Below are 12523 nucleotides of genomic sequence, written 5' to 3'. Positions count from 1 at the left end.
GCTTCTAGGTGATCGTGACGCCACCGTCGACCGCGAGGGTCTGGCCGGTGACGTAACCGGCGGCCGCCGACGCCAGCCAGATCGCGGTGGCGGCGAGCTCTTCGCCGTGACCGGTGCGGCCCAGGACGACCCGCGGCATCTGCGAGTCGAGGTAACCGGGCTGGTAGGTGTCGGTCATCTCGCTCTCGAAGAAACCGGGGGCGATGGCGTTGACCCGGATTCCCTTGCGCGAACCCCACTGCTGGGCCAGGTCCCGGGTGAGACCGATGACGCCGGCCTTGCTCGCGGCGTAGGCGGCCTGCGGGAGCCCGGCGGTGGTGATGCCCAGGATCGACGAGATGTTGACGATCGCGCTGCCCGGCTGCATGACCCGCCCGCACGACTGCGCCATCCAGTAGGAGCCGTTGAGGTTGATGTCGATGACGTTCCGGAACTGCTCGGGCGTCTCACGGGTGGCGGGGTAGGCGGTGCCGACGCCGGCGTTGTTGATGAGGACGTCGACCTTGCCGAAGGTCTCCATCGCGGCGTCGACGACGCGCTGGCACTGCTCGGGGTCGGAGACGTCGGCGGGAACGACGAGAGCCTTGCGGCCCAGCGCTTCCACGGCGGCGGCGGTGTCGGCGAGCTTCTCCGCCCGGCGCGCGGCGAGCACCACGTCGGCGCCGGCCTCGGCGAAGCCGCGGGCGAAGGAGACACCGAGTCCCGACGAAGCGCCGGTCACGATGACCACCTTGCCGGTGGTGTCGAACAGATCCATCACGGACATCGTTGTCTCCCTTGCATGTTCCTACGTGACACGGCGCATCGGCGCCGCGTCGTGATCGGTGGTGAGGTCAGAACCAGGACGGTTCGACGTCGAGGGTGGTGCGGTCCAGAGCGGTCAGGAGGTCGAGCTGCGGACCGGTCTTCGGTAGTTCATACCGGAAGAAGTACTGGGCCGCAGCGCGTTTGCCGTCGTAGAAGTCGCCGGTCCGGCCGTCCGCGGCGAGGAGTTGTTCGAGCCACATCCAGGCGACGACGATGTGGCCGGTGGCCTCGAGATAGAGCGTGGCGTTGGCGAGCGCGAGCTTCGGGTCGCCCGACGACCAGATGTGCGCGGTCACCTTGACGAGCCGGTCGACGGTCGACTGCAGGGTCTCGGCGTACCCGGCGGCGGCCGGCACCTCGCGTGCACGTGCGACGGTCGCGCCGATCGTCTCGGCGAGCAGTGCGAGGCCGGCACCGCCCTGCATGATCACCTTGCGGCCCAGCAGGTCGAGGCCGTGGATGCCGTGTGCCCCTTCGTGGATGGGGTTGAGGCGGTTGTCGCGGTAGTACTGCTCGACGTCGAACTCGCGGGTGTAGCCGTAGCCGCCGTGCACCTGGATCGCCAGGCTGTTGGCCTCCAGACACCACTGCGACGGCCAGCTCTTGGCGATCGGGGTCAGTACCTCGAGCAGCAGGTCGATGCGGGCGCGTTCCTCGGCGTCGGCGGTCGTCGCCGCCTGGTCGACGAGGACGCTGCAGTACAGCTCGAAGGCGAGTGCGCCTTCGACATAGGACTTCTGGGCCAACAGCATGCGCCGGACGTCGGCGTGCTCGATGATCGGCACCGGCTTCGACGACGGGTCCTTCTGGTCGACGGGGCGGCCCTGCGTGCGCACCTTCGCATACTCCAGCGACGCCTGGTATCCGGCGTAACCCAGTGCGGTGGCGAGGAATCCGACGCCGATTCGTGCCTCGTTCATCATGTGGAACATGTAGGAGAGGCCGCGATGCTCCTCGCCGACCAAGTACCCGACAGCGCCGGGAGCGGAGCGAGCGGGCTGAGTGTCCACAGCACCGGGTGTGGGGTCGGGCGAGAAGGTGCCGTCGCCGAAGTTGAGCAGGCAGTTGGTGGTGGCCCGGTTGCCCATCTTGTGGTTGAGGCCCACCAGGGCGATGTCGTTGCGGGTGCCGTCCGGCAGGAACTTCGGGACGATGAACAGCGAGATCCCCTTGACGCCGGGACCCCCGCCGGGGGCCTTCGCCAGCACGAGATGCACGATGTTCTCGGTGAGTTCGTGGTCGCCGGCCGAGATCCACATCTTGGTCCCGGTGATCCGGTAGGTGCCGTCACCGGCCGGTTCGGCCTTGGTGGTGATGTCGGCCAGCGACGACCCCGCCTGCGGTTCGGACAGGCACATCGTGCCGGAGAAGCGGCCCTCGACGAGCGGGCGGACCCAGGTGTCGCGTTGTTCGGCGGTCGCGTACTCGGCCAGCAGGTTGGCGTTGCCGACCGTGAGGAAGCTGTAGGACGACATGGCCGCGTTCGCCGCCTGGAACCACACCGCGGACGCCTGCCGGATGACGGTCGGCAACTGCATGCCGCCGAGTTCCTCGTCGAAGGAGGCGGCGATGAGGCCGGCCTTGCGGAACTCGGCGAGGCCCGACACCACCTCGTCGGGGAGGACGACCTTGCCGTCGGCACCGATGTAGGGCTCGTTGGCGTCGCCGATCTTGTTGGCCGGGGCGAAGCACTTCATGGCGATGTCGGCGCTGAGTTCGAGCACGGCGTCGAACGTCTCGCGCGAGTGCGCCGCGAAACGGTCTCGTGAGGTCAGGGCCTCGACGTCGAGCCATTCGTACAGCAGGAACTCGAGGTCCCGCCGGGACATGGGTGTGGCCATCGCACTTCCTCGTGATCGGACCGCCGTTGTCGTGCCCGTCTCAGGGGCACCCGTTCATCATGCATCTACCGATCGTCCGCTCGGTATCCGACCCTCGATCGAGGAGTCACGTGCACGCGGTTCAGCAATGTACAGATGGTTGTTACGAGTGTCACACCTTGTCACTTTTCCTTGTCATGGTGCGCGGTCCCGTGATGGACTACGGACGATTCACGATCGTGAATAACTTCGGTTATGGCGTGAAGATGCAGGTCGCGGGGACGGTGCCATTCGGCGGGGGTGGCATCGTCCCGACCTGCCCGTCGCGATCCTCTCTCGGCGCGACCGACTACACGTCGATGCCGAACTCCTTGATCTTGCGATAGATCGTCGCGCGGGAGATGCCGAGAGCGTGGGCCGCCGCGACCTTGTTCCGACCGTTCTCCTCCAGGCTCCGCACGATCGCATCCCGTTCGAGTGCCTCGATGCGGGTGAGGGTGTGCCGGCTCTGGGCGCGATAGGTCGGCGGCAGGTGTTGCGCCGTGATCGTCCCCGACCGATGGTGGATGACCACGTCCCGCAGCGCCTGGCGGAGTTCTGCGACGTTCCCCGGCCAGGTGTACTTGCTCAGCTGCCGCATGGCGTCCGGCGCGACGGCGAGTTCCCGTCCGCGGGTCAGTTGCAGGAGGATGGTCGGCACCAGAACCTGCAGATCCTCGATGCGATGACGCAGCGGCGGCACCTCGATGGTGTGCGAGAAGAACGGCAGCAGGGTGGCACCCAGGGCGGGTGTCGAATCGCTGGAGCTGAGGGTCATGCCCAGCCAGCCCGCGTGCTCGCGTCCCTGCATCACCTCGGCGACGTCGAACAATACGTCGTCGGGCAGCTCATCGACGTCGCGCAGGATGATCGCGAAACCGTCCGTGTCGAGCTCGGCTGCGAAGCTGTCGAGCGTGTCGGCGTCCTGGAAGTCCTCGGCGGCGTACACGCGGATCGTCCCGTGCCGGTACCGCCCCGCCGCCGCGCGGAGAACCGCCGACCGGCCCGAACCCCGTTCGCCCGAGACCGCGATCCAGTGACCGTCCCCGACGTGCTGGACGATGCGGTCGCATGCCTGACGCCACGACGAGCTGCGTCCGACGATCCCCGGCAGCACCGAGGGTTTCGACGATCGGCGCTGCGGTGGGGCGGAGGTGACCGAATCCATCAGGTGGACATGGAAGACCGCGACACCGTCCTCGGCGTGGGAGAACTCCGTGACCGGTGCCAGCCGTACCGAACGTCCGCTGGGCAGCGTGTTCACCCGACGCCCCGCCGCGACCTCGAGGGTCTGATCGACGGCGTGCTCGAGCATCGACACCTGATCCTGGGGGTCGATGCTCTGCCGGAGGCGCCGGTTCATCAGGACGACGTCGGCGGCGATGGCGAGGACCATCATCTGGGGCGCGCGCCGGCAGGTTGCGAGATAGGCGGAGAGAAGCCGGGATTCGCGTTCGCTGGCGTTCGCCAGCATCTGCTGTTCGATCTGCACGGTCGCCGACTTGGCCAGCGACAGCAGCAGGGAGCCGCCCTCCTGGACCCACCCGGTGAGATCGAGGGCGCCGACGAGTCCGCCGGAGAAGGGATTTCGGATGGGCACGCCGGCGCAGCTGAGCCGGGCGAGGCACCCCGCGTAGTGCTCGGCACCGGTGACGAGGGTGGCCTGTCGGGTTTCGAGGGCGGTCCCGATCCCGTTGGTGCCGGCATGCTCTTCGCTGTAGCTGTAGCCGGGGGCGAGTGACACGGCGTCGAGCTGGCCGAGGAGCTCGCCGCAGCCGGCGGCGCGGGACAGCACCACGCCGTCCGGCGAGGTGAGGATGATGCTCACCGGCTCGGCCGACAGGTCCGCGGCGAGCTGGTCGAGCACCGGCCGGGCCGCGGTCATCAGCGGACTGTCGGTGTTCGGCTCGCGCACGAACGGGAGTTCCAGGCGGTCGGTCTGCACGTTGAACGAGCGCGAGCGGCGCCACGAGGTGGAGATCGCGTCGCGGACGGCGCCGGACATGCGATCGTCGACGACGCCGTCGTCGCTGAGGAACCTCTCCCGCGCCCGAGCCACGTGGGCGACGGGTTCACGAGACTGGTCTGTTGGCTTGGGCTTCACCTGGACCGTATCTCTCTACTGTGATGCAGGTCTCATTCCAGGGCAGTGTATCGGACAAAGCAACGTTCACGCGTGTGAACGAACAGGTGTTTTCGTCCGAATTCGTACTGGTCAGGGCTTGATACGGACAGCCGGAAGTGGGCCGGTCGCGATCCACGCCGAGAACGAATCTGCAATCGCGACCGGCCCCCGTCGCCGCTGCAGCGACGACGTCCCCGCCGGGGTCTTGGAGGGGTGGGCTAGTAGATGTTGGAGGGCCGCACCATCCCCTCGGCGAGATCGCCGAATCCGGGGGCCTCGATCGCACCCGGGTGCGTGAAGACCTCCTCGACGACCGCCGTCTCGGTGGTGATCAACAACGCGGCGATCGAGGCGGCGCTCTCCAGGGCGGCCTTGGTGACCTTGGCCGGGTCGATGACGCCCTCGTCGAACATGTCGCCGTAATCGCCTGTCATCGCGTTGAATCCGTGGCCCAGGGGCAGGCCGCTGACGACCTTGACCACTTCCTCGCCGTCGAAGCCGGCGTTGGTGGCGATCCAGAACAGCGGTTCGGCCATCGACCTGCGGACGACGCCGATTCCGGCCCCTTCGTCACCAGCCACGTCACCGAGCGCGTCGAGAGCCCGATGAGCCTGTGCCAGAGCGGTTCCGCCGCCGGAGACGATGCCGTCCTCGACCGCCGCCCGCGTCGCGGCCAGGGCGTCCTCCACCCGGAGCATGCGTTCCTTCAGTTCGACGCTGGTCACGCCGCCGACGCGGATGACCGCCACCCGGCCGGTGAGGCGCGCGATCCTCAGCTCCAGGCTGTCCCGGTCGGCGTCGATCCGCGCACGTGCGTGCTGCGCCTCGAGTTGCGCGACGCGAGCGTCGACGAGGGTCTGGTCGCCCCGTGCACCGACGATCGTGGTGAAGTCCTCGGTGACGGTCACACGGTCACACTGTCCGAGGTGTTCGAGGGAGACCTCGTGAAGCTCGAGGCCGGTGTCCTTGGCGATCACGTGACCGCCGAGGGCCACGGCGAGATCCTCGAGTTCGGCGACGCGGCGATGACCGAAGCCGGGTGCCCGGACGACCACCGACTGCATCGTCTTGTGCATGTTGCCGCCGACGAGCAGCTGCAGGGCGGGACCGTCGACGTCCTCGGCGAGCACCAGGAGCGGGCGGTCGGCGCGTTTGGCCGCCTCGATGCTCGGCATGATCTCCTGCACCGAGGTGATCTTCTTGTTGGTCAGCAACACCACCGGGTTGTCCAGAACCGCTTCCATCCGTTCGGGATTGGTGACCATGTACCCGGAGATGTACCCGTGGTCGAACTCGATGCCGTCGACGACATCCACCGAGAGGCCGAGGGTGTCGCTCTCCTCGGTGGTGATGACACCGTTGCGGCCCACGTACTCGACCGCGGCGGCGATGGCCGAACCGATGACCTCGTCGTCACTCGCGGCGAGGGTCGCGATGCGTTCGAGATCGCTGCGGCCCCCGAGTGCGACGGACTGTTCCGACAGCGCGTCGATCACTGTCGCGATCGCACGTTCGATACCGCGGCGCACCCGCATGGGATTCGCGCCCTGCTCGACGGCGCGCAGACCTTCGCGAACCATGGCCTGCGCCAACACGGTCGCGGTGGTGGTGCCGTCACCGACGACCCCGTTGGTCTTCATCGCCACCTCCTTGACCAGCTGTGCGCCCATGTTGGCGAACGGATCGCGCAACTGGATCTCGCGGGCGATGGTCACCCCGTCGTTGGTGATGGTCGGTGGTCCGGTGAGCTTCTCGAGGACCGCGTTGCGGCCCTTCGGTCCCAATGTCACCTTGACCGCGTCGGCGAGTGCGTTCACTCCTCGCTCGAGCCGCAGTCGCGCTTCGGCGTTGTAGCGCAACTCCTTGGCCATGGTTGTCCTGCCTTTCTGTGGTGTTCTCGGCTGGGTAATACGGAGGCCCCTACCGCTCCCTGAGGTGCGAGGAGCGAGGGCGGCGACCCGCCGTTCGCTCCCTGAGGTGCGAGGAACGAGGGCGGCGGCCCGCCGTTCGCTCCCTGAGGTGCGAGGAGCGAAGCGACGAGCCTCGAAGGGTCAGGGCACAAGAATCGCTCGACCGCGTACGCGGCCGGCGTCGAGATCGTCCAGTGCCTGCTGGAAATCGGCGAGGGCGTAGGTGCTGGTGTGCAGCTTGACCTTTCCCCGGGCGGCGAGGTCCATCAGCTCACCGAGGTCGTTGTAGGAACCGACCAGGTTGCCGATGAAGTTGATCTCGGTGGAGATCACGTCGATGGTGGGGACGTCGATGTTCTCGCCGTAGCCGACCACGAAGAAGCTGCCGGCGCGGCGCAGCATCGCGGTTCCTTCGGCGGTCGCCCCGCCCTCGCCGACGAAGTCGAGCACGGCCTCGGCGCCGTGTCCGCCCGTCAGGTCGAGGACCTGTTGCACATGTGTTCCGTCGGCGACGATGCCGATCTCGGCACCCACCTGTTTGGCGAGTTCCACCGCATCCGGGTTCCGGTCGACGACGACGATCCGCAGGGCGGAGATCGCGGCGAGGACCTGGATTCCGATGTGCCCCAGACCTCCTGCGCCGATGACCACGCAGGTGTCGCCGGGTCGCGTCATCCGTGCGACCTTGGCGGCCGCGTGGTACGCGGTCAGGCCGGCGTCGGCGAGTGCCGCCACGTCGGCGGGTTCGAGGGAGTCGTCGATCTTCACGACGCTGCGCGCCGTGGTCTTGAGGAACTCCGCGTAACCGCCGTCGGTGTCGATGCCGGGGAACTGGCTGTTCTCGCAGTGGACGTCGTCGCCGAACCGGCAGGCCCGGCAGAGTCCGCAGGTGATCAGCGGATGCAGGATCACCTTGTCCCCGACGGCGACGTTGGTGACCGCGTCGCCGATGGCCTCCACCCAGCCCGCGTTCTCGTGACCGATCGTGTAGGGAAGTGCGACACCGCTCTTCGCCTCCCACTGGCCCTCGAGGATGTGCAGGTCGGTGCGGCAGACACCGGCGCCGCCGATCCGGACGATGACGTCGTGCGGCCCGGTGATCTCGGGGGCCGGGACCTCGTTGAGTTGCAGTTTGTCGTGGTAGCCGACGACCTGGACTGCGCGCATGGCTTACTCCTGTTCGCTTCGGGGGTGTGCGCGAGGGGTTTCGCGGAGGTTGGTGATGACCGGGCCGCTGGCCCCGTCGCATTGGTCGTCGTCGGCGTAGCGGGTGGCGAGCAGACCGCGGCAGAAGTGGCTGTTTCCCTCCATCGAGATGCGCACGGACCGTGCGAATCTCAGCCGCATCGGGATCTGGTCGGCCGGCAGCGCGTGCCCCTCCTCGTCGACGACGACGAGGCTGTTGGGGCAGATGCTGAGACCCAGCTCCATCCGGCGTCGCAGGAGCGCCGCCTTGTGGTGCCCGCGTGGCAGGTCGCGCAGCGCCAGCCGATCGACGTCGGCGACCGTGACCCGCCCGGCGGCGATCTCCGCGGCCACACAGCGTTCCATCGCAGCGGTGTGGGCCTTGCGCTGGAAGGTCAGACGCAGCTCGTCGAGGCTGTCGAGAGCTTCGACGCCGAAGGTGCCCTTGTACCCGGCGCGGGCGTCGAGTCCGGCGTTGATCTTGTCGCTGTCGTGGTGATCGTCGAGCAGCACCCGGACCTGGCCGACGCCGTTGACGTCCTCGAGCGCATCGAGTGCGTCCGATCCCATCAGGTAGGCGAAGTTGGGCGAACAGAACGACGTCGGGAGCCGTAGGTGCACGGTCACCCCCGCCTCGTCGATCAGGATCGACCGCACGAACTTCAGTTCGGTGATCGGCTGGTCGAGTTCGGGATCGAGGACGGTGTCGAGTGCGGCGAGGACGTCGTGCTCGAGTGCCGTGTCGGTGACGTACCCGGGATGGGGAGCGACCGCGGTCATGCCGTCACCGCATCCTTCGCGCCGGCGGCCACCTCGACTTCCGGATCGCCCGCGCTGGTCGGGAGCTTGAGTTCCTCGGGGACCTCGATGTGCGGGTACAGGGCCGCCGCGTTGAGACCGAGGATCTTCTTCTTCTGCTCCACGGTGATCGGCGCGTATTCGGTCATGTCCTCCGGGATCTGGAAGTCGACGAACCGCTCGACGAGCCACTGCGGCGTCCACAGGGCGTAGTCGCTGGCGAACAGGATCTTGTCCTCACCGATCCAGTAGAGGAGTTCGCCGATGATCTGGGCGAAGTAGCGGGGACGGGTGTGGATGAACGGGAGGGCCACGGCCAGACCGCCGAACACGTTGGACTCCTGGGTGGCGATCCAGCAGAAGTCCTCGAGCCGCGGCAGACCGACGTGCTCGATGATGAAGTTCAGATCGGTGTAGTCGGTGGCCACCTTGTCGACGTCGGCCACATCGAAGGCGTCCCGGTCGAGTGGTCGGATGGTGGGGCCCTTGTGGATGTGGACGTTCTTGATGCCCAGCTTGATGCACTCCTCGAGGTAGCGGCGCGACCATGCATCGTCGAGCTTGTAACCCCGCGAGTCCCCGAACCATTCGGCGGTGTAGAGCTTCACGCCCTTGAGGTTCATGATGTCGGCGTCCTTGCGGAGCTGCTCCAGGCCGGCCTCACCGTGACGCGGATCGTAGGCGTGGTTGTAGGTGAGCAGCCCCGGGTTGTCCTCGCACAGTTTGAGCGAGTCGTCGACCTGGGCGAAACCGTTGACGTAGAAGTCCTTCAGGATCGTCGCCTGGAAGATCGCGTGATCGGCCGGGCCCTCTTCGAACAGGTCACGCATCAGCCGGTCGGGACCGTAGTAGGTGTAGGTGTCGTAATCCCAGACCTCCTCCTCGGGACTGAGATTGCGGTGGTAGTCGTAGAAACAATCGATGAACTGCTTGCCGTGGATGTTGCGCTGATTGGATTCACGGGCGTCCCAGAGGTGGACGTGTGCGTCGACGATGAAGTACTTTTCGCCATTCTTCTCGTACATCGATGACTCCTTGATCGTTCTCGGTGGAAGCGGGCTGCATCCGATGGGGTTGGCGGGGATCGAGAGTTGTTGTCGGCGGGGGATTTCTGGGGTGCGTCGTGGCCGCCGGGGGGTGTTCGCCGGCGGCCACGACGCAGATCGGGGGTCGGGCCTGCGCTCAGCTCGACGCGGTGAGATCGAACCCGATGAACTCGGCGGCGTCCTCGGGGCTCGCGAACAGGTAGGTCCGGTCGTCGAGGTGAACCATCCGCCCGTAGTGGGTGGAGCTGATCTCCTCGAAGACCGATCCGTCGAACTCCTGACCCAGGGCGTCGGTGAGCTCGTCGTAGTCGAACTCGAGCCGGTTGACGCCGTCGACCCGGATCATCGACGGGTACTCGGTGAGTTCGACACCTTCCTTGGCGCCCATGACGTCGGCCACGACGCGGCCGACGGGCGTGTTCATCAGGGTGACGCCGCACATGTTCGAGAACTCGGTCTGTGCGCCGAATTGCATGGAGGTCATCGGTTCAGCTCCTCGGGGATGTCGACTTCGATGGCTTTGAGTACGTCGCGGAACTTCTCGGTCGCCGCGTCGAGGCTCGTGGCGAAGGTGACCGACTTGTCCGCCGGTTGCGACCAGATCGGTTGCAGCCCACGCGCGGCGTCGAGGCAGCGCGGCACCCACTCCGAGAGCCACTCGCCGAACAATGCGCGGTTCTGCGCGCCGTACTGCTCGTCGCGGGAGAGCATCAGGAACAGGGCCCGGGTGTAGTTCAGGTCGCGGTCGTAGTCGTACTCACCGGTGCCGACGATCGTCGGGGTGATGTAATCGCCGTTGCGCGCCGCGACCTGCATGATCAGCTCGGTCCGGAACAGCGACCCGACGAGCTGCTCGAAGACGATGTTGGTGCAGAACAACAACTTCGCCCAGTCGCCGATCGCGGTCAGCCGCTCGACGGCCTCGCGGGTCGGCTGCCATTCCGGCGCCGACTGCCAGACCTCCTTGTGTGCCGAGCCGTCGAAGGCCTCCTCGGCCTCGGCGAGATCGAGGTTGAACAACGCGAGGTCCTGGGCGAAACGCAGCTTGTGCGCCGCACTGACCGCGACCGCGTTGTTGATCATGTTGGTCGGAGCGGACCGCTGGATCGAGGTGAACACGTGCAGGCCCATGCCGCTCTCGGCATGCATCCAGGCGCCGAGGTTGCGCTCGATGAACTTGAGCCACGAGGGATTCCAGCCGTCGTACACGCGGGCACGCTTGGCATTCTGCAGACACAGATTGACCTGGTGGACCACCGCCGAGTTGTTGCGGAAGATGGTCTGTTCCCACTCCTCGTTGGGATCGAGGAAGGCATGCCAGTTGCTCGACTTCGCAGCCGTCCACTCCTGCGGATAACCGCCGGGACCGTTGCCGAAGCCGTAGATCCAGCCCTGGGTCAGGTGGCGTTCCGGGTCGGGCTGCACGTCGACGGTGACGTCCTCGTAGACCGTCGCCCGCTTCTTGGCCGGCTGATAGTAGTTGTACTTGCGGCTCTTGCTGCTCGGGAATTCCTTGGCGCCGGCCTCGGCGTCGGTGAATTCGATGCTCGGGAAACTGCGTTCGCGCTGTGGTGATTTCGGCGCGGTGGGGGCGGACATACCTGTCGTTCCTCCTCGTTCGGCGACTTCTAGTCGAAAGCCGGGCTGGTGAACTTGTCGTAGAAGGTCTGGTCCCGGGGGACCGAATGCTGGTCGGCGAGAGCGAGAGCCGCATCGACCATGGGCGGGGGGCCGCAGAAATACACCTCCGTTCGGGCGAGATCGGATTCGTGTGAGTTGACGATGTCGGTGACGTTTCCCTCGGCGACCTCGACGCCGTCCGGGGCTCCGTCGGCCGACTCCGACAGGCAGGCGACGAACCGGAAGTCGGCGATTTTCTCGCCTAGTGCGGCGATCTCGTCGAGGTAGAACAGATCCGCCGCGGTCCGGGCCCCGTAGTAGAAACGAACGGGCCTGTTCAGACCGGTTTCGCTGATGTGGCGCAGCAGCGAGAGCAGCGGGGCCATTCCGGCCCCTCCGCCGATGCAGACGATCGGCAGTACATGGCCGTTGCGCAGGGTGCACGACCCGTACGGGCCGTTGATCATGATCTCGTCGCCGGGGGAGAGGCCGTCGGAGAGAAGGCCGGCGAACAGGCCTCCCGGGTACTTCTTGATCAGGAACTCCAGCTTGTCCGGAGTGGCCTGGGTGGTCGCGATCGAGAACGAACGCTTCTCTTCGGTGCCGGGGACCGAGAGGTCCACGTACTGACCGGGTTTGAACTCGAAGGTCTCCGGTTCGACGACGTCGAGACGAAGTGACACGATGTCGGTCGTCACCGGCTCGATCGCGGCGACCCGGGTGCGCACGTCCTGGATCGGTGCGCCGCCGAGCAATTCGTCCTCGTCGAAGTTGAGGAGCTCGATCTCACAGTCGCTGTAGGCGTAGGACCGGCACAGCAGCACATAGCCCTCGGCCTCCTCCGCCTCGTTGCAGGCGAAGGTGGAGTAGTTGTCCATCTGGACATCCCCGTCGAGCATGTACGACTTGCAGGCCGAACACCGGCCCTCGCGACACCCGTGCATGAGGTGGATGCCCTGTCGGAACGCGGCGTCGAGGATCGATTCGTCCTCGGCGACCTCCATCTCGATGTCGACCGGGACGAAGTTGATGTGATGTGTGTCGGCCACGGAAACTCCTGTCTGGAAAAGGGAGGTGCTGCGCTCCTCAGGGAGCTGGGGAGGCGATGGCTTGCGGTCATCACCGCTCCCTGAGGAGCGAGCTCGCGAGCGTCTCCTGCTCCCTGAGGAGCGA

At 66.6% G+C, this 12523-nt stretch carries 10 protein-coding genes; all 10 read right to left on the bottom strand.

Translation table 11 applies throughout. The annotated features are described in order from the left end of the window. Positions 1-4: 4 nt before the first annotated feature. Positions 5-766 (bottom strand): SDR family NAD(P)-dependent oxidoreductase, encoded by a 762-nt coding sequence (locus GONAM_RS11595; protein ID WP_006866958.1) that lies wholly within the window; start codon positions 764-766, stop codon positions 5-7. 67 nt (positions 767-833) lie between these two features. Beyond that, on the bottom strand, positions 834-2648 hold the full coding sequence (locus GONAM_RS11590) for an acyl-CoA dehydrogenase (protein WP_006866957.1): 1815 nt from the start codon (positions 2646-2648) through the stop codon (positions 834-836). A 328-nt stretch (positions 2649-2976) separates the two neighbouring features. After that, positions 2977-4770 carry a sigma-54-dependent Fis family transcriptional regulator gene (locus tag GONAM_RS11585; RefSeq protein WP_006866956.1) on the bottom strand — a complete coding sequence of 598 codons (1794 nt, stop codon included), beginning with the start codon at positions 4768-4770 and terminating at the stop codon, positions 2977-2979. Positions 4771-5009: 239 nt separating this feature from the next. Then, positions 5010-6662 (bottom strand): chaperonin GroEL, encoded by a 1653-nt coding sequence (gene groL / locus GONAM_RS11580; protein WP_006866955.1) that lies wholly within the window; start codon positions 6660-6662, stop codon positions 5010-5012. Between the two features lie 180 nt (positions 6663-6842). Further along, entirely contained in the window at positions 6843-7868 is a 1026-nt protein-coding gene (locus GONAM_RS11575) for an NAD(P)-dependent alcohol dehydrogenase (RefSeq protein WP_006866954.1), read from the bottom strand. Positions 7869-7871: 3 nt separating this feature from the next. Further along, the gene (locus GONAM_RS11570; RefSeq protein WP_006866953.1) at positions 7872-8666 is read right to left on the bottom strand and encodes an iron-sulfur cluster assembly protein; all 795 of its coding nucleotides are present in this window, start codon (positions 8664-8666) and stop codon (positions 7872-7874) included. Continuing rightward, positions 8663-9709 (bottom strand): amidohydrolase family protein, encoded by a 1047-nt coding sequence (locus GONAM_RS11565; protein ID WP_006866952.1) that lies wholly within the window; start codon positions 9707-9709, stop codon positions 8663-8665. The genes GONAM_RS11570 and GONAM_RS11565 overlap by 4 nt, the downstream gene beginning before the upstream one ends. 157 nt (positions 9710-9866) lie before the next feature. Then, positions 9867-10214, bottom strand: coding sequence for a propane 2-monooxygenase effector subunit MimD (gene mimD, locus GONAM_RS11560; RefSeq protein ID WP_006866951.1), 348 nt, complete (start codon positions 10212-10214; stop codon positions 9867-9869). Continuing rightward, on the bottom strand, positions 10211-11329 hold the full coding sequence (locus GONAM_RS11555; protein WP_006866950.1) for an aromatic/alkene monooxygenase hydroxylase subunit beta: 1119 nt from the start codon (positions 11327-11329) through the stop codon (positions 10211-10213). The genes mimD and GONAM_RS11555 overlap by 4 nt, the downstream gene beginning before the upstream one ends. Positions 11330-11358: 29 nt before the next feature. Further along, entirely contained in the window at positions 11359-12399 is a 1041-nt protein-coding gene (locus tag GONAM_RS11550; RefSeq protein ID WP_006866949.1) for a 2Fe-2S iron-sulfur cluster-binding protein, read from the bottom strand. Between the last annotated feature and the right edge of the window lie 124 nt (positions 12400-12523).

It is taken from the genome of Gordonia namibiensis NBRC 108229 (assembly GCF_000298235.1).
GTDB classification, from domain to species: domain Bacteria; phylum Actinomycetota; class Actinomycetes; order Mycobacteriales; family Mycobacteriaceae; genus Gordonia; species Gordonia namibiensis.
The sequence above is the reverse complement of the archived record's forward strand: the minus strand, read 5'-3'. Positions and strand labels throughout refer to the sequence as shown.